The organism is Lysobacter enzymogenes, from assembly GCF_017168095.1.
Classification (GTDB): domain Bacteria; phylum Pseudomonadota; class Gammaproteobacteria; order Xanthomonadales; family Xanthomonadaceae; genus Lysobacter; species Lysobacter enzymogenes_D.
Window position 1 is genome coordinate 1 of the sequence record NZ_LXSD01000050.1, and the last position, 20,739, is coordinate 20,739.

At 70.9% G+C, this 20,739-nt stretch carries 16 protein-coding genes; 12 read left to right on the forward strand and 4 right to left on the reverse strand.

The features are described 5' to 3' along the window. The 8 genes from A7A76_RS01415 to A7A76_RS01450 all read left to right on the forward strand — a co-directional run. Positions 1 to 856, forward strand: an 856-nt coding sequence (locus tag A7A76_RS01415; RefSeq protein ID WP_206409517.1) for a fimbrial protein, incomplete at its 5' end; no start/stop codon positions are given. Positions 857 to 1,138: 282 nt separating this feature from the next. Further along, a complete protein-coding gene (locus tag A7A76_RS01420; protein WP_206409518.1) occupies positions 1,139 to 1,675 on the forward strand; it encodes a fimbrial protein in 537 nt (178 codons plus the stop codon). A gap of 97 nt (positions 1,676 to 1,772) precedes the next feature. Further along, positions 1,773 to 3,530, forward strand: a complete 1,758-nt coding sequence (locus tag A7A76_RS01425) for a S8 family serine peptidase (RefSeq protein ID WP_206409519.1) — start codon at positions 1,773 to 1,775, stop codon at positions 3,528 to 3,530. Positions 3,531 to 3,532: 2 nt separating this feature from the next. Beyond that, positions 3,533 to 4,087, forward strand: a complete 555-nt coding sequence (locus A7A76_RS01430; protein ID WP_206409520.1) for a hypothetical protein — start codon at positions 3,533 to 3,535, stop codon at positions 4,085 to 4,087. Between the two features lie 121 nt (positions 4,088 to 4,208). Next, entirely contained in the window at positions 4,209 to 5,894 is a 1,686-nt protein-coding gene (locus A7A76_RS01435) for a S8 family serine peptidase (protein ID WP_428995062.1), read from the forward strand. A gap of 2 nt (positions 5,895 to 5,896) precedes the next feature. Next, positions 5,897 to 6,433 carry a hypothetical protein gene (locus A7A76_RS01440; RefSeq protein WP_206409521.1) on the forward strand — a complete coding sequence of 179 codons (537 nt, stop codon included), beginning with the start codon at positions 5,897 to 5,899 and terminating at the stop codon, positions 6,431 to 6,433. A gap of 121 nt (positions 6,434 to 6,554) precedes the next feature. Then, positions 6,555 to 8,321, forward strand: coding sequence for a S8 family serine peptidase (locus A7A76_RS01445; RefSeq protein WP_206409522.1), 1,767 nt, complete (start codon positions 6,555 to 6,557; stop codon positions 8,319 to 8,321). A 2-nt stretch (positions 8,322 to 8,323) separates the two neighbouring features. Beyond that, positions 8,324 to 8,890, forward strand: coding sequence for a hypothetical protein (locus A7A76_RS01450; RefSeq protein WP_206409523.1), 567 nt, complete (start codon positions 8,324 to 8,326; stop codon positions 8,888 to 8,890). A gap of 139 nt (positions 8,891 to 9,029) precedes the next feature. Here A7A76_RS01450 and A7A76_RS01455 read toward each other — a convergent pair whose 3' ends face one another. Together A7A76_RS01455 and A7A76_RS01460 are read right to left on the reverse strand one after the other, a co-directional pair. Beyond that, positions 9,030 to 10,139: a hypothetical protein gene (locus A7A76_RS01455; protein WP_206409524.1), complete on the reverse strand. Its 1,110-nt coding sequence runs from the start codon at positions 10,137 to 10,139 to the stop codon at positions 9,030 to 9,032. 347 nt (positions 10,140 to 10,486) lie between these two features. Continuing rightward, a complete protein-coding gene (locus A7A76_RS01460; protein WP_206409525.1) occupies positions 10,487 to 10,750 on the reverse strand; it encodes a hypothetical protein in 264 nt (87 codons plus the stop codon). A 527-nt stretch (positions 10,751 to 11,277) separates the two neighbouring features. Here A7A76_RS01460 and A7A76_RS01465 point away from each other — a divergent pair. Both A7A76_RS01465 and A7A76_RS01470 read left to right on the forward strand, forming a co-directional pair. Then, entirely contained in the window at positions 11,278 to 11,451 is a 174-nt protein-coding gene (locus A7A76_RS01465; RefSeq protein ID WP_206409526.1) for a DUF6229 family protein, read from the forward strand. Positions 11,452 to 11,590: 139 nt separating this feature from the next. Continuing rightward, positions 11,591 to 14,467 (forward strand): type 2 lanthipeptide synthetase LanM family protein, encoded by a 2,877-nt coding sequence (locus A7A76_RS01470; RefSeq protein ID WP_206409527.1) that lies wholly within the window; start codon positions 11,591 to 11,593, stop codon positions 14,465 to 14,467. A gap of 90 nt (positions 14,468 to 14,557) precedes the next feature. Here the strand turns inward: A7A76_RS01470 and A7A76_RS01475 are convergent, their stop codons facing one another. After that, positions 14,558 to 16,693 carry a M13 family metallopeptidase gene (locus A7A76_RS01475; protein WP_206409528.1) on the reverse strand — a complete coding sequence of 712 codons (2,136 nt, stop codon included), beginning with the start codon at positions 16,691 to 16,693 and terminating at the stop codon, positions 14,558 to 14,560. A gap of 529 nt (positions 16,694 to 17,222) precedes the next feature. Between A7A76_RS01475 and A7A76_RS01480 the strand changes: the two genes are divergently transcribed. Further along, a complete protein-coding gene (locus A7A76_RS01480; protein WP_206409529.1) occupies positions 17,223 to 18,293 on the forward strand; it encodes an AI-2E family transporter in 1,071 nt (356 codons plus the stop codon). A gap of 31 nt (positions 18,294 to 18,324) precedes the next feature. On the opposite strand, the gene A7A76_RS01485 is transcribed toward A7A76_RS01480, so the two are convergent. After that, on the reverse strand, positions 18,325 to 19,089 hold the full coding sequence (locus A7A76_RS01485) for a helix-turn-helix domain-containing protein (RefSeq protein ID WP_206409530.1): 765 nt from the start codon (positions 19,087 to 19,089) through the stop codon (positions 18,325 to 18,327). Positions 19,090 to 19,214: 125 nt separating this feature from the next. Between A7A76_RS01485 and A7A76_RS01490 the strand changes: the two genes are divergently transcribed. Then, the gene (locus A7A76_RS01490) at positions 19,215 to 20,636 is read left to right on the forward strand and encodes an FAD-binding protein (protein ID WP_206409531.1); all 1,422 of its coding nucleotides are present in this window, start codon (positions 19,215 to 19,217) and stop codon (positions 20,634 to 20,636) included. Positions 20,637 to 20,739: the final 103 nt, after the last annotated feature.

Sequence of the window (20,739 nt, forward strand, 5' to 3'; positions counted from 1 at the left end):
CGAGCGCGCCATCGCCATCGACGCGGCCATCGCGGTGCCGCGCGACCGCGCCGCCGGCAGCGTGCTGTACGCCGCCGACTACCCGCTGCCGGCGCCGCCGCCGGGTTGCGCCGATGCCGGCGACGGCGGCTGGCGCTATGCGCAGACGCCGCATCCCGGCCAATCCGAAGACATCTACCGCACCAATGTGGCGGCGATCGGCGTGCGCCTGTCGATCGACGGCCGCGCGCTGCCCACCGCCGAGTACGCCGCGGTCGCGGCCGGCCCGAGCGGCCGCGGCAGCCTGCGCGTGGAACTGATCAAGCTCGACGCCGCGGGCGGCGGCGGCGCGATCCGCGGCGCCGATCTGCCGACGCTGGTGTATCGCGGCAGCCCGAGCGCCGACGGCGGCGACGCGGTCGCCGCGCGGGTCGGCTTCACCGGCGCGATCTCGGTGCGTGCGACCACCTGCAACACGCCGAGCGTGCGCGTCGCGCTGGCGCCGATCGCGCCGCAGGCTCTGGCCCAGCCCGGCGCCAGCGCCGGCGCCAAGGATTTCGAGCTGCGCCTGGACGATTGCCCGGCGGGGCTGACCCGGATCAGCTACCGGCTCGATCCGCTGGGCGGCGCCGATGCCGCCGCTTCGGCGCTCGCGCTCGATGCCAGCGCCAGCGCGCGCGGCGTGGCGGTGCAGATCCGCGACCGCGACGGCCGTCCGGTCGCGTTCGGCGTCAACCACGAAGTGCGCGCCGCCGGCCTCGGCGACGGCGGCAGTTTCCGCGTCCCGCTGCAGGCCGCGTATTACCGCGGCGATGCGCAGCCGGCGCAGCCGGGCACGGTATCGGCGTCGCTGACGTTCACGCTCAGCTACGAGTGATGCGCCGCAGCGATACGCCGCAGCATCGGCGATGCCGGCGAACGCAGAAGTCCGCTGAATTCGACACACCTCTCAAATACACACTTTGTGTGGGGGGGTGATACGGCGGCACTGCGTTACATCGATTAGCGAGCCAATCCGCGCAGCCCGGGTCGAGTTCCTCCGATCCCCGCGCCGCACCGAGGATTGCTTGCCACATCGGCCGGCCCGGATTCGACGACGACGCATCCGGACCCGGGGTCGGGCCGCCTTGCCATGCGACTTTCAGATTCAAGGGACGATATGAAGACCGCTTCCATCGCCGTACTCGCCATTGCGCTCGCCCTGCCCGCGTCCGCGTTCGCCGCCGACGGCACCATCCGCATCGAAGGTTCGGTGATCGCGCCGACCTGCGTACTCACCAACGGCCCGACCCCGGCCGACATCCGGGTCAAGCTGCCCGCGGTCGCGGTGTCGGCGCTCTCGGCCTCGGGCCAGACCGCCGGCCGCACGCCGTTCTTCATCCGCGTCGCCGACTGCGACGCCAGCACCGCCCAGGTCCAGACCTATTTCGAACCGGGCCCGACCATCAACACCAGCAGCAACAACCTCACCTTGCAGGGCGGCACCGGCGTCGCCGGCAACGTCGAACTGCAATTGCTCAACGCCGACCACTCGCAGGTGCTGCTCGGCAATCCGCTGGGCCTGCAGAACACCCAGTCGGTCGCGGTGGAAGGCGGCGGCGCGGCGCTGCGCTATTACGCGCAGTACGTGGCCACCGGTGCGGCGACGGCCGGTGCGGCCAACAGCAGCGTCACCTTCACCATGATCTACCAGTAAGGCCCACCCCCCACGCGCAGGCTTGCCGCGACGGCCGGAGCGAACGCTCCGGCCGCGACGGGCAAGGCGTGCCCGAAGAATTCCAGGAGTTGGCGGTATGCGACAGCAACTGAGCAACACGACGGCGTTGAGCCTGGCCATCGCGGCCCTGGCCTGGGCCGGCGCCGCGCAGGCGCAGCAGGGCGATCCCTTGTATCGCTATCAGTGGCATCTGATGAACTACGGCCAGAGCGTGCTCGGCGACACCAAGCCCGCGTTCGGCATCGATGTGGGCATCGACGACCTGCACGACTACAACATCCGCGGCCGCGACGTTGTCGTCGGCGTGGTCGACGAAGGCCTGCAGATCGCCCATCCCGACCTGGCCGCGAACGTCGTCCCCGACGGCTCGCGCAACTTCAACACCGGCGGCCCGATCCACGACCCCAGCCCGACCCAGGCCGGCGAAGGCCACGGCACCGCGGTCGGCGGCATCATCGCCGCGGTCGGCTGGAACGGCATCGGCGTGCGCGGCGTGGCGCCGGCGGCCAGGCTCAAGGGCTTCAACTTTCTGTCGCCGCGCGCCGGCGGCAACCAGAACGACAACATCGTCTATTCGTGGTGGGACGGCGCCGAGTCCAAGGACGTGGCGGTCTCCAACAACAGCTGGGGCGCCGCGCCGCTGCTGCCGCCGGCGTTCTCCGAGAACGAGGTCGGCGCGTTCGAAAGGCCGATGGCGGCGACCCGCAACGGCCTCGGCGCGATCTACGTCAAGGCCGCCGGCAACCACTACAACCAGCATCCGGTGTTCTTCGGCCTGTTCAACGCCTGCACCGCGGAAACCCGCGCGGCCAACGTCGGCTGCACCCAGGCCGGCTTCGATCCGCGCAACAACTTGTTCAGCGTGATGACCATCGCCGCGGTCAACGCCGCCGGCGTGCGTTCGAACTACTCCAGCCCCGGCTCGGCGCTGTGGGTGTCGGGCCTGGGCGGCGAATACGGCCACCAGAAGCCGTACTCGACCCAGACCAACCCACTCAACTTTGATCCGGCCATCGTCACCACCGACGTCAGCGGCTGCGTCAACGGCTACAACAGCGACGCCGCCGGCGCGCGCCTCAACGCGCTCGACTCCAGCCAGTCGGCCATCGACAGCACCTGCAACTACACCGGCCGCATGAACGGCACCTCGGCGGCGACGCCGACCGTGGCCGGCGTCAGCGCGCTGGTGCTGCAGGCCAATCCGAAGCTGGGCTATCGCGACGTGCGCTACATCCTGGCCGCGACCGCGCGCCAGATCGATCCGAACCAGCCGACGGTCAAGCACGCCAACGGCACGGTGATCGCGCCGGGCTGGAGCGCCAACGCCGCCGGCCGCCGCTTCAGCAACTGGTACGGCTACGGCCTGGTCGACGCCACCGCCGCGGTGCAGCGGGCGATGGCGTTCAAGCCGCTGCCGGCGCTGATCGACAGCGGCTGGAGCCGCGCCGAGGTGGCCGCGCCGGTGGCGATCGGCGGCGCCAGCGCGCCGGCCAGGCTGCAGGTGCGCATCGACCGCGGCATCGGCAAGGTCGAAGGCGTGCAGTTGGGTTTGGAGACGACCTATCCGATTACCGCCGGCTTCCTGTCCACCGCGCCTTCGCCGTTGCTGGTCACCCTGACCTCGCCCAGCGGCACCAAGAGCTATGTGGTGCCGGCGATGACCGGCGTCGGCGCGACCACCGCCTTCACCATCCCCTTCATCGCCAGCAACGCGTTCCTCGACGAAACCGGCGATGGCTTGTGGACCCTGGAAGTCGCCGACGTGCCGCTGGCCGCGGGCGCGGCGTCGAAGGGCAATCTCACTGGATTCAAGATCCGCGTGCTGGGGCACTGACTATGAAGACCCTTCCTGTGTTGTGCGTTTCCCTGCTCGGCGTGATCGGCCTGCTCTTGGCGAGCGGCGCGCAAGCGCAATCGGCCGCGCCCGAAGCGCTGCGCCAGGCCGCCACCGGCGCCAGCTTCAAGATCGGCGACACCCAGTTCCGGCTGGCGCCGTCGGCGACGGTGACCGCCGCCGACGCCTCGGCCGATCCGGGCCAGGCCGTGGTCGCGGGCAAGTACGCGCTCGCGCTCGGCGCCGCGCCGGCTTCGGCCAGGCGCGGCCTCGCCGCGGCGCCGTCGCCGAAGCTGGCCGCGGCGGTGTCGCAGACCGGCGAGCCGGTGGTGGTGACGTCCTCGATCAACGTCTACTTCGATCAAGCCGGCGTGCTGGACGAGGCGGTGCGCCGCACCGGCGGCCGGCTGACCTACGCCTCGGCGATCGGCGGCAAGGGCACGATCGAGTTCGACTCGGTGCAGCAGGCGCTGGACGCGGCGGCCAAGCTGCGGGGCCAGGCCGGCATCAAGGAGGCCAGCCCGAAGATCGAGCAGTTGGAAAACATGGTGCTGTAAGCGCCTCGCGCCGCGTCCGCGCTTCGGCGCGGGCGCGCCGCGGCGGCATCCGCGCAGCGCTACGACCCGCGGCGCCGGCTGGCGCCGCGCGGCCTTTCCTTATTCCGGTGGAGTGGCAGTCATGCGGCAAACGATCTTGAGAACGAGCGCGCTCGCGGCGGCGCTGTTGGGCGCGTCCGCCGCCCACGCGCAGAACGACCCGCTGTATCGCTATCAGTGGCATCTGATGAACTACGGCCAGGCGGTGCTGGCCGACGCGCGTCCCACCTTCGGCATCGACCTGGGCATCGACGACCTGCACGACTACAACATCCGCGGCCGCGGCGTGGTGGTGTCGGTGGTCGACCAGGGCGTGGAGATCGGCCATCCGGACCTGGCCGCGAACGTGGTGGCGGACGGTTCGTGGAACTTCAACGACAACTCGCACGATCCCACCCCGGTCAGCGGCGCGTCCTCGCACGGCACCATGGTCGCCGGGATCATGGCGGCGGTGGGCTGGAACGGCATCGGCGTGCGCGGCGTGGCGCCGTCGGCGCGGCTGAAGAGCTTCAATTACCTCGACGCCGCCAGCACCACCGCGCAGTTGCAGTACGCGTGGTGGGACGGCGCCGAGGCGCGCGACGTGGCCGTGGTCAACAACAGCTTCGGTTCCACCGCCACCACCATCCCGGCGTTCTCGGAAAACGAAGTGCAGGCGTATGAGGGGCCGATGTCGGCCACACGCAACGGCCTGGGCGCGATCTATGTGAAATCCGCCGGCAACGACTTCATCGCCGATTGCCCGAAGGCGGTGGTCGACGCCAACGTCGGCTGCAAGCAGACCGGCCTGGACCGCCGCAACAACATGTTCAACGTGATGACCATCGCCGCGGTCAACGCCGAGGGCAAGCGCTCGAGCTATTCCTCGGCCGGCTCGTCGCTGTGGGTGTCGGGCCTGGGCGGCGAGTACGGGCGCCAGGTCGCTTATTCGCCCGGCTATGCCGCGGTGTCGTACAAGCCTGCCATCGTCACCACCGACCTGGCCGGCTGCGTGCGCGGCAGCAACGCCAACGGCAACGTGCGCAACGCGCTGTCCACCGAGGCCTCGACCATCGACAACACCTGCAACTACGTCGGCACGATGAACGGCACTTCGGCGGCCGCGCCGACCGTCTCCGGCGTTGCCGCGCTGATGCTGCAGGCCAATCCGAAGCTGAGCTTCCGCGACGTGCGCTACATCCTGGCCACCACCGCGCGCCAGCTCGATCCGGGCCAGCCGGCGGCGGTGCACGCCAACGGCACGGTGCTGGTCCCAGGCTGGACCCGCAACGCGGCCGGGCGCTCCTTCAGCAACTGGTACGGCTACGGCCTGGTCGATGCGTCGCTCGCGGTCGAGGTGGCCGGCGCGTTCAAGCCGCTGCCGCGTCTGATCGACAGCGGCTGGCAGCGCGTCGCGCCCACCGACGCGGTCGCGATCGGCGGCGCCGGCGCGCCGGCGAAACTGCAGATCGCCATCGGCGACGACATCCGCAAGATCGAGACCGTGCAGCTGGGCTGGTCGAGCAACTACGCCCATACCAGCAGCACCGCGCCGTTCCCGGTGCAGGTGACCCTGGTCTCGCCCAGCGGCACGCGCAGCACCGTGTTCCCGGCGATGACGCGGCTGAACACCAGCGCGTTCAAGGCCGACTTCTTCGCCAGCAACGCCTTCCTCGACGAACCGGGGCAGGGCACCTGGACCCTGGAAGTGGCCGACGTGCCGCTGGCCGACGGCAGCGCCTCCAAGGGCGGCCTGGCCTCTTTCAAAATCCGCGTTCTGGGGCATTGAGCATGAAAACCGCGATCCTGATTTGCCCGTTGCTGCTGGCCGCCGCGGCCTCGGTCCACGCGCAGTCGGCCGACAGCGCGCGCGACGCGCTGCGCCAGGCCGCCACCGGCGAGGCGTTCCGCATCGGCTACACCCAGTTCCGCCTCGCGCCCGACGGCGTGGTCGGCGCGGCCGCGAAAACCGCCGACGGCCAGTCCGTGCGCGTGGGCGAGTACGCCGTGCGCGTGCAGGCGGCCGGCGCGCGCAGCGCCCGCGCGGTCGCCGCCAAGCCGCGCCTGGCCGCGGCCGTCGGCGACGACGGCAAGGCGGTGGTGGTGACCTCCACGCTCAACGTCTACCACCGCGATCCGGCCGCGCTGCAGGCCGCCGCGCGCGCCAGCGGCGGCAAGCTGACCTACTCCTCCGTCGCCGGCGGCAACGGCCGGATCGAATTCGATTCGGTCGACGCGGCGATGCGGGCGATGCCGAAGATCCAGGCCATCGCCGGGATCAAGGAAGTCGCGCCGGAAATCATCGAGGGCGAGGACGCGCCGAACTGAGTCCGGCCGACCGAACGCACCGAACCACGCACCCAACCGACCGAGTTGCAGCGCGCCGCGGACGCGGCGCAGCGGCTTGTCCCACGGACGCGAGTCCGACCAAACCCAAGGAGTTGGCGGTATGCGACAGCTTTTCGCAAAAAGGACGATCCTCAGCATAGCGACCCTGGCCGCGCTGTCGGCCGGCGCCGCGCAGGCGCAGACCGATCCGCTGTATCGCTATCAGTGGCATCTGATGAACTACGGCCAGGCGGTGATCGGCGATACCCGGCCGACCTCCGGCGTCGACCTGGGCATCGACGACCTGCACGACTACAACATCCGCGGCACCGGCGTGGTCGTCGGCGTGCTCGATCAGGGCGCGGAGATCGCCCACCCCGACCTGGCCGCGAACGTCGTGCCCAACGGTTCGTGGAACTTCAACAACAACAGCCACGACCCGACCCCGAGCGCGGCGCAGGGCGGCAACGCCCACGGTACCGCGGTCACCGGCATCATCGGCGCGGTCGGCTGGAACGGCATCGGCGTGCGCGGCGTGGCGCCGAACGCGCGGCTGAAGAGCTTCAACTTCCTCGACGCCGGCGGCAGCTTCGCCCAGGTCCAGTACGCATGGTGGAACGGCCCCGAATCCAAGGACGTGGCCGTGTCCAACAACAGCTGGGGCGACACCACGCCGCTGTTTTTGACCACGGTTTCGGAGAACGAAATCGCGGCCTGGGAAAACCCGATGTCGGCCACCCGCGGCGGTCTGGGCACGGTCTACGTCAAGGCCGCCGGCAACGGCTTCAACAGCGTCGCCAGCTACTGCCCGGCCTCCAGCGCGCAGGTCGGCTGCAGCCAGTCGGTGTTCGTGCGCGAATCCAACTTCTTCAACATCGTCACCGTCGCCGCGGTGAACGCCGCCGGCAAGCGCTCCAGCTATTCCACGCCCGGCGCGTCGCTGTGGGTGTCGGGCCTGGGCGGCGAGTACGGCTGGGAACGCGCGATCCTGTCGACCCAGGCCACGCCGGCGCAGTTGGCGACGCAACCGGCGGTGCGCTTCGACCCGGCGATCATGACCACCGACCTGTCGGGCTGCGCGCGCGGCTACAACACCAACCGCGTGCAGCCGGTGCAGTTCTGGTCGGACTTCGACCTCAACCGCCTGGAATCGAACCAGTCCGCCATCGACAGCAGCTGCAACTACGCCGCCACCATGAATGGCACTTCGGCGGCGTCGCCGACCGTGTCGGGCGTGGTCGCGCTGATGCTGCAGGTCAATCCGAAGCTGAGCTTCCGCGACGTCAAGTACATCCTGGCCACCACCGCGCGCCAGATCGATCCGACCCAGGCGGCGGTGACCAACGCCGACGGCACCGTGCTCGCGGCCGGCTGGACCACCAACGCCGCCGGCCGCGCCTTCAGCAACTGGTACGGCTACGGCCTGGTCGATGCGACCTTGGCGGTGAACCGCGCGATCGGCTTCAAGTCGCTGGGCCCGCTGGTCGACAGCGGCTGGCAGCGCGTGCAGCTGGAAACGCCGCAGGCGATCGGCAACGCCGCCGCGCCGGCGCGCGCGACGGTGCGCATCGACAACGGCGCCCGGCGCGTGGAAGCGGTGCAGATCGGCCTGGCCTCGAGCTATCCGGTCGGCAACACCACGCCGCTGAAGTCCACGCCGCTGGTGGTGACCCTGGTCTCGCCCAGCGGCACCCGCGCGATCGTGGTGCCGGCCGGTTCGGTGCCGGTCGGCGCGACGATGACCTTCGATCTGGCCGCGGTCAACGCCTACCTGGACGAACCCGCCAGCGGCGACTGGACCGTCGAAGTCGCCGACACCAGCCTGGCCGCGGGCACCGCCGCCAAGGGCAACCTCTCCTCGTTCAAGATCCGCGTCCTGGGGCACTGAGCATGAAAATCCAAACCCTTTCGTTGTGCGCGGGCGTGTTGGCGGCGGCGATGGCGCCGGCGGCGCTGGCCCAGGTCTACACCCACAAGGCCCAGCTCGACCTCGCTGCGACCGGCGAGCGCTTCACCATCGGCCAGACCGAGTTCCGCCTGGCGCCGTCGGCCGTGGTCAGGCAGGTCGAGGCCAGCGCCGAAGCCGGGCGCGACGTGGTCGTCGGCGATTACGCGGTGGAAGTGCCGGCGGCCGCGCCGGCCGGCGCGCGCAGCCAGCGTTCGCTGGCCGCGCCGGCGAGCGGCGGCGAGAACCTCGCCGCGGCGGTGTCCGAAGACGGCAACACCGTGATCGTCGCGCCCGAGCTCAACGTCTACTTCGCCGAGCCGGGCGTGGTGCAGGCGCTGGTCGCGGAAACCGGCGGCACGCTGCTGTATTCCTCGGCGGTCGGCGGCAAGGCCACCATCGGCTACGACTCGGTCGGCGAGGCGATGCAGGCGCGCCAGCGCATCCTCGGCCGCGCCGGGGTCAAGGAAGTCAGCCCGCGTCTGGTCGACCAGCGCCAGATTCCCTGGTGACGGCATCCGCGGCGCCGGGCGCAGGCCCGGCGTCGCGGCGATGAGTTTCGCGCGAACGACGGGAGCCCCGCGCGCGGGGCTCCCGTAGATTTGAAACAGCAGGTTGCGCATGCGGCGAAGCCGCCGCGCTCGCGGCGGATCAGTTCACGTCGATCGCGCGCGGCGACTGCCCGAGCGGCCCGTAGCCGGTCAGGCCGAAGTCGCTGACCGTGCGGCGCGCGCCGGTCGCCGGATCGACCTGCAACACGGTGCCGCGCGCATCGGTGCCGCCGTTGGCATCGACCACGTAGATCGTCTGCTGATCCTTCGACCAGCGGATCGCGACCGGCAACGAACCCAGCGGCCCCTGGCTGTCGACGCCGAGATCGCTGACCAGATTGCGATAGCCCGAGGACGGATCGACCTTGACCAAGGCGCCGCGGCGGTCGGTGCCGCCGCCGGTCACCAGCACGTAGATGCTGCCGTCGTTGCCGGCGATCACCGAATTCGGCGCGCTCTCGCGGCGGGCGTCGACCCAGCCCTGCAACACATCGCCGAAGTCGCTCAGCACCGTGCGGTTCTTGTTGATCGGATCGACCGTCAGCAGCGCGCCGTGGCCGTTGGTGCCGGTGGTCATGTCGGTGACCAGCAGCTTGCCGCCGAGGCCGAGCGCGCCCGGCCGCCAGGCGAAGGCGACCGCCTGCGCGGCGCGCGCGCCGCGGCCGTCGCCGAGGTCGGAGAACACGCTGCGGCGGCCGTTGGATTCGAGCTTGAAGATCGCCGCGCGGCCATCGGTGCCGGCGCGCCGGTCGAGCACGAAGAAACCGCTGAGCGGGCCCAGCAGCACCGGCGCCACGTAGATCACGCCTTCGGGCTGGCGCCCGAGCGGGCCGCGCGAGGCGTCGCCGAAATCGGCCACGGTGGTGCGCGCGCCGTTGGACAGATCGACTTCGTACACCGCGCCGCGGTTGTCGGTGCCGCCGCTGGCGTCGGTGACGATCCAGCGGTCGTCGCCGCCCCACAGGCCGGTGGACACGCGGGCCAGGCCGTTGGGTTTGGCGGCGACCGGCCCTTGGATGCCGTTGCCGAAATCGGTCAGCACGCGCCGGTAGCCGCTGACCGGCTCGATCGCATACAGCGCGCCGCGCTGGTTGGGGCCGCCTTCTTCGTCGAGCACCACCAGCGCGCCGGGGGCGGGGTAGGAGGCGTGCGCGCCGCCGGCGGCGGCCGCGCCGAGCGCCAAGGCCAAAAGCAGTTGTCTTGCGAACATGGAGCATCTCCGTGGGGTGTAGTGCGGCAACGCCGGATCCGCCGACGGCGGAAGTGGGAGCGGCGTGCCGCTTGGAAAATCACCACGGTCGCGGCACCGATGTCGTGATCCAACACCGGCGGTGAGCGAGCGATAGCGACGGTGAGCGTCGATGCGCGGGCGGCGGCAAGCGCGCGCCGTGAACTGCGTCGCGGCGGTTCATCCGGCGCGTGCGTCGTCGCGTCCGTACCGGTCGCGTTCGCGCACGCGGCGCGCAAAAAAGCAAAGGCGGAGCCCATGCACGGGCCCCGCCTTTGCGATTGCGATGCAGTGCGTCGGATAACGTTCCGTTACATCGGCACGACCGATTACATCTCCACGATCGGACCGGTCGGATCCGGCGGCGTCGGGCAGCCCGTGCTCGGATTGCAGACGCCGATCAGGCGCCAGGCGCCGCCGCGGCATTGATAGAACGAGCCCGGATCGACCGGGTGATCGTAAGCGACCTGGAACAAATGCCCTTCCGATTGCGCGTTGCACTCGTAAGTCGGTTCCGCCGCCACCGGCGCGGCGGCGCCGATCGCCAGCGCGAAGATTGCGAGCGCGCCCGCCTTGGTGATCCATCCCTTCATGCGGTCTTCCTCCATCGAACGCCGCCACGATGCGAATCCCGCAGATCGCCTATGCAGATCGCCCCGCGGATCGCGACGGCGCACGGCTGCGTATTCGCCAGCGCGCGCCGGCCGGAAGCGGCGGCGGCTTCCGGAATGGTCGGGAAGCGCGACGCTAGCACATGATGCGACGCATCATGACGGGCGCCGTCCGCGCTCGCGTCGGCGGCGACGCGAGCGACAAACGCACGAGCGTGCGCTGCCGCCCGCACGCTGGATGCGAAGCGCGGCGCAGCGGTATCGGCCGCGAAACGCGATGCAGCGGCTTGTATCGCACGTCACATATCCGCAGCCCGATCGCGCCGGATCGAATTGACTTGGCTACGGCCCGGTGCAAGTCTGGCCCGGTGTCTGGGACGGCACGGGCGGCACGAGCCGGCTCGCAACGAGCGCGCTCGCAGCGAAGCGGCTGCAACGCCTATCGGGGTCTTCAGGCACGCACTGAAGTGTCCTTCATCACCTGCCCGAATCAAAAAGGAGAGCGTGTTATGAGCGATAACGACGTAGTGGCCGCGTGGCGCAACGAAGCCGGCAGCGACAATCCGGCCGGTCCGCTGTTCATCGGCGGCGAATTCGCCGAAGCCGACATCGCCGGCGACAGCGAAGCCGTTTCGATGATCACCTCGGTGTGTACGGGCTGCGGCACGATCCAGTGCTGCTGAGCGCAAGGCTTCGTTGCCGTGGTTGATACCGGGGGACGCGTCATGACCAGCATCGCGCGACACGCGCATCGCGCGGGCGAGCCTGTCGCTCGCGTCGGCGAGCGGCCGCGCGCCGCCCACGGCCGCGTTCCGCCTTGACATGGCGTCTGCCGAAGACGCGCACGGTTTCGAAGCATCGCTGGGCTGCCTGATCTCGTCCGAACTGGACGCTCTGGCAGCCCAGCTTCGCGCCATCCCCGAGCTGGGCGACGCCGAGCGCGAGGCGATCGCCGCGGCGACCCGCGAATCGTTGATCGCGACCCTGCACGCCAAGCTCGGCCGCCTGCTGCTGCTGGAACTCAACGGCGCGCGCGTGACCGGCCGCCTCGGCGAAGGCGGCAGCGCGGAGCAGGGCTGGCAGCGCTTCATCGAACTGGCCTCGCAGCGCGAATTCTGGAACGGCCTGGACCTGCATTACCCGACGCTGTCGCGGCGCGTGCAGCGCATCGTCGCCTACCGCTGCGCGGCCTCGCTGGCGTTCGCGCGCCGCTGGCGCGAAGACCGTTCGCTGGTGCGCGAGCTATGCGCCGGCGAGCCCGGCGAACTGCGCTCGCTGCGCTTCGGCGCGGGCGACAGCCATCGCCAGGGGCTGTCGGTGGCGATGATCGAATGCGAAGGCGGCGCGCTGCTGTACAAGCCGCGCTCGCTAGCGATCGATATCGCCTTGCGCGGATTCCTGCACACGCTCGCGCACGAGCACGGCGCGCCGATGCCGATCCGGGTGCCGCGGGCGCTCGATCGCGGCGGACACGGCTGGAGCGAATTCGTCGCCCATCGCCACGCCCGCGACGAAGACGAGTTGCGCAGCTTCTATCTGGGCATCGGCCATTGGCTGGCGGTAATGCGCCTGCTCGGCGGCACCGACCTGCACGCCGAGAACCTGATCGCGCACGGCGGCCACCCGGTGGTGATCGATTGCGAAACCCTGTTCACGCCCAAAGTGCCGGCGGCGCCGTCGGGATTGGGGGACGCGCACGACCGTGCGGTCGACCTGGTCTCGGGCACCGTGCTCAACATCGGCCTGTTGCCGACCCGCGGCGGCAGCCTGGGCTGGCGCGGGGTCGACAATTCCGCCGCGGGCATGTTGCCCGGGCAGCAACCGATGCTGAGCGTGCCGGGCATCGTCGATGCCGGGTCCGACCGCGCCCGCGTCGGCAAGCAATCGGTGCCCGCGCCGGTCGCGCAGAACCATCCCAGCCGCGAACCGGTGCTGCACCGTTACTGGCCGCAGGTGCTGCGCGGTTTCGACGAGGCCACCGCGACCCTGCAACGCATGGACGCCGACGGCCGCCTGCAGGCCAGCCTCGCGGCGTTCGCGCCGTGCACGGTGCGGGTGGTGCCGCGCGCCAGCGAGGCCTATGCCGAGATCGGCCGCATGCTCTGGCATCCGGTGTCCCTGCACGACGAGCCCAAGGCGCGGCGCCGCGCGCACGAGCTGCTGGTGAAGATGGCCGCGAACCTGTCGCTGGCGCCGGGCGATCCGCAGGTGATCGACGCGGAGATCGAGGATCTGCTCGAAGGCGACATTCCGCTGTTCTGCACCGAAGTCCGCGACGGCCGCCTGCGCGGGCCGCGCGGCACCGCGTGGCTGGCGCCGTGCGATCTGGCGGGCGACGCGCTGCGGCGCTGGCGCCAGGCCGACTTCGAACGCGAGCGGCGCTTCATCGACGCCTCGCTGATCAGCGCCTACGCCAACGACGGCTGGATGCCCGACACGCCGCAACTGCGCGCGCCCGCGCATCGCGACGACCTCGACCGGCGCCGCCGCGGCCAGGCCGCGCGCATCGTGCAGCGGCTGATCGAACACGCGATCTTCGGCGACGACGGCACCGTCGCCTGGGTCGCGCCGGGCTTCAGTCCGGCCGGCTGGGCGGTGCAGCCGTTGAGTTCGGACATCTACAACGGCGTGTCCGGCATCGCCTTGCTCGCCGGCGCCTATGTGCGCGAAGCGCAGGCCGGCCGCGCCGATCCGGTCGAACGCATGCACGAGCTGTTCGCCGCCAGCGCGCGCAGCCTGCGCCTGGCCGAGGACCGCCGCGCTGAGCTGCGCCGCGCGCAGGCCAAGCTGCGGCCGCGCCCGCCCGGCGCCTATGTCGGCCTGGGCGCGCAGATCTGGACCTGGCTGTCGCTGGCGCAATGGGGACTCGACGAAGGCGAAGGCCTGGCGCGCGCCCGCGCGCTGGCCGAAGACGTTCCCGAAGCGGTCGCCGCCGACGACGTCAACGACGTGTTGATGGGCACCGCCGGCGCGATCGTGCCCTTGCTGATGCTGGCCCGCGCCAGCGCCGATTCGGCCTACGCTGACTTGGCCAGCGATTTGGGCGTGCGCATCGTTGAACGCGCGCGCCGCGAAGACGGGCGCCTGTTCTGGGCGCACGAGCGCTGGCCGCAAGGCCTCGGCGGGTTTTCGCACGGCGCCAGCGGCATGGGCTGGGCGCTGGAGCGGCTGGCGCGCGCGACCGGGCAGGCGCGCCATCACGATGCCGCGCAGGCGGCGTTCGCGTTCGAGGACGGTTTGTTCGATCCGCAGGAAGGCCACTGGCGCGACCTGCGCATGCTGCCGGGCGTGATCGCGTCGACCGCGTGGTGCCACGGCGCGGTGGGGATCGGCCTGGCCCGCGCCGACCTGGACCGCGACTGCGCGCAGCCGCACACGCGCGACACCTTGCGCGCCGCCGCCGCCGCGACCTGGCGCGCCGGCCTGGGCTGGAACCATTGCGCCTGCCACGGCGACGCCGGCAACAACGAACTGCTGGCGCTGGCGATCGATGCCGGCGTCGGCCCCGACGGCGTGTCCAAGACCGACCTGCTGGCGACGCTGGTGACCGGGCTGGAACGGCACGGCCCCTATTCCGGCGGCCCGCGCGAAGTGTTCTCGCCGGCCTTGCTGCCCGGCATCGGCGGCATCGCCTACCAACTGCTGCGCGCGCATCCGCACAGCGATCTGCCGTCGATCCTGGTGCCGGGGATGGCGTGATCTTGCGGGGGCGCGGCAGCGTTCGCCGCGTCCATCCCGACGATTGCGAAGCGAACGCGAGCGCCGTAGCGCTCGCGTTGCCGTCCACCGTTACCAGATCTTGATCCGCTGCTCCGGCGTCAGATACAGCTTCTCGCCCGGCTTGGCGCCCCAGGCGTCGTACCACGCATCGATGTTGCGCACGGTCTGCGCGCGCTGCGCCGCCGGCGCGTGGCCGTCGGTGAGGATGCGCTGGCGCAGGGCGGCGTCGCGGATCTTGCTGCGCCAGGTCTGGCCGTAGGCGAGGAAGAAGCGCTGGTCGCCGGTCAGCCCGTCGATCACCGGCGCGTCCTTGCCGCCGAGCGACTTGCGGTAGGCCATGTAGGCGATGGTCAGGCCGGAGACGTCGGCGATGTTCTCGCCCGAGGTCTGCTTGCCGTTGACGTGCAGGCCCGGCAGCGGCTCGTAGGCGCTGTACTGGTCGGCGAGCTTCCTGGTCGCCTCGTCGAAGTGCTTGCTGTCTTCCGGCGTCCACCAGTTGGCCAGCTTGCCCTGGCCGTCGAACTCGGCGCCGGTGTCGTCGAAGCCGTGGCTGATCTCGTGGCCGATCACCGCGCCGATCGCGCCGTAGTTCGCGGCCGGGTCGGCGCCCGGGTCGAAGAACGGCTTGTCCAGGATCGCCGCGGGGAAGTTCATCGCGTTCTGCAGCGGCAGCTGCACCGCGTTGACGGTCTGCGGGGTCATCCACCATTCGCCGTTGTCGACCGGCTGGCCGAGCTTGCCGATCTGGTGGCGGTATTCCTGCAGTTCCGCGCGCAGGCGGTTGCCGAGCGCGTCGTCGGCGCGGATCTCCAGCTTGGAGTAATCGCGCCAGCGCTCGGGATAGCCGACGCCGACCTTCATCGACTTGGCCTTCTCGCGCGCCTTGGCCTTGGTCTGCGCGGTCATCCAGGTCAACGAGTCCACCCGCTCGTCGAACGCGGCGAGGATGTTGTGCACCATCTCCTCGACCTTCTGCTTGGACGAGGCCGGGAAATACTTCTCGGCGTAGAGCTTGCCGACCGCGTCGCCGAGCGCGGCGCTGGTGGCGTCGAGCGCGCGCTTGTCGCGCGCGCGCGCCTGCGGCGTGCCGGCCAGGGTGGTGCCGTGGAAGCCGAAGGCCAGGTCGTTATAGGCCTTGGGCAGCTCGCCGGGGCCGCGCACGGCTTCGTTCCAGGCGGCGTGGTCGAGCGCGTGGAAGGTCAGGTAATCCTTCCACGCCGGCAGCGGCTCGCTGCCGACCAGGCGGGCGATGCCGGTGATCGCGCCCGGCTGCCAGGCGACGATGGTCTTCTGCGCGGACAAGCCGGCGGCGTCGAAGAACGCGGCCCAGTCGATGCCCGGCGCGCGCTGCGCGAACGCGGCGGTATCCCAGGGATTGTTGGACTTGTGCACGTTCTGCGAATCGACCACCGGCGCGTGCGCGCGGGCGATCTTGGTTTCCAGGGCCAGGATCGACTTGGCCTTGGCTTCGGGCTCGGCGATGCCGGCCTGCTTCAACAGCGCGACGATGTACGTCTCATACGCTTGACGAGTGGCCGCCATCTCCTTGTCGGCGGACAGGTAATACTCGCGGTCGGGCATGCCCAGGCCGCCCTGCATCAGGGTGGCGACATAGGCCGGTTGTTCCAGGCCCTTGGCCACGAACACGCCGAACAGGTTGTCGGTGTGGAAGTTGGTCGCGTTGAGCGGATCGGTGTCGGCCCGCACGCTGCCGCCGAGCGCGCGCGACAGGCCGGCGCGGTCGGCGATCGCGGCGATCGCGTCGAGCTGCGGCTGCAGCGATTGCAGGCCGCGCTGCTCGATCCCGGCCTCGTCCATGTAGGCGGCGTGGAAATCGGCGATGCGGCGCGCGTCGCTGCCGGCGGCGGGCTTGCTCGCGGCCAGCTGCGCGATCAGTTCGGCGTTGCGCTTCTCGGCGGTCTCCAGCAGCACGGTGAAGGCGCCGTAGTTGGAGCGGTCGGCGGGGATCTCGAAGGTCTTGCGCCAGGCGCCGTTGGCGAAGGCGTCGAAGTCGTCGCCCGGCTTGACCGACTTGTCCACGCCGCTCAGGTCGATGCCGGACACCGGCGCCGCGGCGGCAGTGGGCGCGGCCGGTGCGGGCGCGGGCGCCGGAGCGGTTTCGTTGGCGGCGGGCTTACACGCGCCGAGGCCGCCGGCCAGCGCCAACGCCAGGCCGAGGGTGAGAAGGTTGGGGCGAAGGGGCATGGTCGTGGTTCCGTGGCGGACACTGGGAGGACGGCGGACGCTGCCCGGCCGGCGCATTCGAAGCGGCGCGGCCGTGCGACAGCGATCGCATTGTGCGTCAGCCCGTGTTGGGCGCGAAAGTGCGTGACATTCGTCATCCCGGCCGTGGCTTTGCGCGCTCGGGCGAGCCGACGTGCGCGTGCGTCGTCGCGGCCGGCGAAGCGGTTCGCCGTCGGCGCGGCGGGCGGTGCGCCGGCCTGGTCGGCGACGTCGAGCACGCCGTCGATCGTGCTCGAACCGGCCGTGCTGGGGCAGGAGAACGCCGGCGGGCCGGCGACGCTGAGGCGGACGCCGGCGATGGCGACGCTCCACAGCGTCGGCGTCAGCATCGGCCCGCCGGGGAACGGCGGAATCGCCGCCATGCGCCGCCTGCGATCGGCAGGCGCATCGTCCGCCCGCCGTCGCCCGGTTCGCGGCCTCGGCAAAAAGTCGCAAGAAAAACCGCGCGAGCGCCCACTACAATGCCGCGTCGAATCCCAGGAACGCAGCAATGGATCCCCACGTCGAACCCGCCGCCGCGCCCGGCCCCGGCGCCGCTTCCACGCTCGCGGCGGCGTCGCTGAAAGCGCCGCCGGCGCGCATCGCGGCCTGGCTGTTCGCCGCGGCGGCGCTGTTCCTGGTGCTCAAGTTCGGCCTGCTCAGCGCATTGCTGTCGGGGCTGCTGGTGTTCCAGCTCGTGCACACGCTCGCGCGCCTGGTCGACCGGCGGGTGAAAGGGCAATGGGCGCGTCTGATCGCGGTGGTGCTGATCGCCGCGCTGGTGGTCGGCGGCCTGACCCTGGCGACGCTGGGCCTGATCGCGTTCTTCCGCGCCGACACCGGCGGCGAACAGGCGCTGCTGGCGCGGCTGATGGAGATCATCGACGCCTCGCGCACCCAGGTGCCGACGTGGGCGCGGCCGTATCTGCCGGAAGACCTCAGCGACCTGCAGCGCGCGTTGAGCGCATGGCTGGACGAGCACCGCGGCGACCTGAGCCTGGTCGGCGCCGAGGCGGTGCAGTTGGGCGCGCGATTGGTGATCGGCATGGTGCTCGGCGCGATGATCGCGCTGCAGGAGGAACTGCAGCCGCTCAAGCTTGGCCCGCTGGGCTCGGAACTGCTGGCGCGCGCCTCGCGCCTGTCCGACGCGTTCCGCCGGGTGGTGTTCGCGCAGATCAAGATCTCGGCGCTCAACACCGTGTTCACCGCGGCCTTCCTGCTGATCGTGCTGCCGCTGTTCGGCGTGCACCTGCCGATGGCCAAGACCCTGGTGGTGCTGACCTTCGTGGTCGGGCTGCTGCCGGTGGTCGGCAACCTGATCTCGAACACATTGATCACCGTGGCCGGCCTGTCGGTGTCGATCTACGTCGCCGCCGCGGCGCTGCTGTACCTGGTGCTGATCCACAAGCTCGAATACTTCCTCAACGCGCGCATCGTCGGCGGCGAGATCCAGGCGCGCGCGTGGGAACTGCTGCTGGCGATGCTGTCGATGGAAGCCTTGTTCGGCATGCCCGGGCTGGTGGCCGCGCCGATCTATTACGCCTACCTCAAGCGCGAGCTGGTCGAGCAGGGCTGGGTCTGAGGCGGCGCCGGCGCGCCGCCGCGCGCGCGGCTCATCCGCGTCCGGTAGCGCGTCCCGCCGGCGCGCTCTCGCGCAAGCTGTCGACCAGCGAAAACACCCACGGCCGGCTCGCCACCAGCAAGCCGACGCTGCGCCGGCGTTCCGGCGGCAGGCTCACGTCGAGGTCGGCGGCTTCCTTGAATTCGGCCACCAGTTTCTGCAGCTTTCGCTGCAAGGTCGCCAGCGAGGCCTCGCCGAGCTCGCGGATTTCCAGCGCCAGGAACGCGTCGCCGGCGCCGAAGTCGTCGTTGATGAACTCGCGGCTGGCCATCTGGAAGTAGCGCGCGCGCACCGGGCCGTCGTCGCGCCAGGAGAAATCGCGCGGTACGCGCAGGCGCGCGCGGTCGCCGGGCAGCAATTCGATCAGGCGCAGCCGGTCCAGCTGCGCCAGCAGCCGCACCAGTTCGGTCTTGCGCAATCCGTAGCCTTCGCCGATGGCGGCGGTGCGCCAGCCCTGGCACAGCAGGTGGAATACGGTCATCAGCCGCGGCTCGGCGGCCAGCGCGGTTTCCTGCGCCAGGCTCAGGTGGCGGCGCGATTCGCGGGTGCCGCGGGCGCTGCGCGCGAGTTCGAAGAAGTCGATGTCCAGCGCGTCGCAGATCTGCTCCAGCCGCTCCAGGCTCATGCGGCCGCTGGAGAGCATGCGCTTGATCGTGGGTTCTGACACGCCCAGCGCGGCGGCGAGGTCGGCGTAGCGCCAGCCGCGTTCTTTAAGCAGGCGCTTGAGCGCGGCGAGCAGGCGTTCGCGTTCGATCATGGCGTGCGGGTTCCGGGCGGCGGGACATCCGGGATCATATTCCGATACCTGGGCGATGCGGATGGCGGCGGGCGATACCGGCGGCTACGGTGCGGGCCATCCCGTCCCGACCGGCGACCCCGCCCATGTCCGCTGCCGCATCCCGCTTCGACGCACCGCTCGCCGGCGCCCGCTACGAATCGCTCAACGACGTCCACGCGCGGCTCAACCCGACCCGCGCGCGCGTGCTGCGCCCCGCCTCGGTGGAGGACGCCTGCGCCGCCGTGCGCGCCTGCGCCGCGGCCGGGCAGGCGCTGATCCCCGCCGGCGCGCGCCATGCGATGGGCGGGCAGCAATTCCTCGCCGACGGCGTGGTGCTCGACACCGCCGCGCTGTGCCGCGTGCTCGCCTTCGACGATGCGCGCGGCCTGCTGACGGTGGAAGCCGGCATCCGCTGGCCGGCGTTGTTGCAGTGGCTGGCCGCGAGCCCGGACAACACCGGCGGCTGGACGATCCGGCAGAAGCAGACCGGCGCCGACGATTTCAGCCTCGGCGGCGCGGTGGCGTCGAACGTGCACGGTCGCGGATTGGCTTATGCGCCTTTCGTCGAAGATGTGGAAGCGCTGATCCTGATCGACGCGCAAGGGCGGTTGCTGGAAACCAGCCGCGAGCAGCGCCCGGAACTGTTCGCGCTGGCGGCCGGCGGCTACGGCCTGTTCGGCGTCGTCGCGGCGTTGACCTTGCGCCTGACGCCGCGCGAGGTGCTGCGCCGCGAAGTATCGCTGGCCCGCGTCGGCGATCTGCATGCCGCGTTCGCGCGCGCCATCGCCGCGGGCTGCACCTATGGCGATTTCCAGTTCGCGATCGACCCGCGCAGCGCGGATTTCCTCGATCTGGGCGTGCTCTCGTGCTACCGGCCCGAGCCCGGCGCCGCGGCTTGCGCGTCGCGCCATCTGCAGGCCGAGGATTTCGCCCGCCTGCTGCTGCTGGCCCACCACGACCCGTCGCGCGCGTTCGCCGAATACGCCGATTTCTATCTCGCCACCGACGGCCAGCGCTACGCCAGCGACGCCCAGCAGAGCGGCGTGTATCTCGACGGCTACCACGCCGCGGTCGACCGTTCGCTCGGCCACTGCGGTTCGGAAATGATCACCGAGCTGTACGTGCCGCGCGCCGCGTTGGCCGCGTTCATGGCGCGCGCCGCCGACAGCTTGCGCCGCCACCGCGCCCAGCCGATCTACGGCACCGTGCGCCTGATCGAGCGCGATCCCACCAGCGTGCTGGCGTGGGCGCGCGAGAACTGGGCCTGCGTGATCTTCAACCTGCACGTGCATCACGACGCCGCCGGAATCGATGCCGCGGCGCGCGCGTTCCGCGCCTTGATCGACGACGCGCTGCGCTTCGGCGGCAGCTACTACCTCACCTACCATCGCTGGGCCACGCGCGCGCAGCTGGAGGCGGCGCATCCGCGCATCGGCGAATTCCTGCGCGCCAAGCGCGAATTCGACCCGGGCGGCGTGTGGCAAAGCGATTGGTATCGCCACCACCTCGCGCTGATGCAGGCCTGAGATGGAGCGCACCTCGACCTCGATGCTGCTCGCCGCCGCGGCGGTGCGCCAGGCGCGGCGCGACGGCGATGCCGCGGCGCAGGCCAACGCGCGGCTGGCGCGC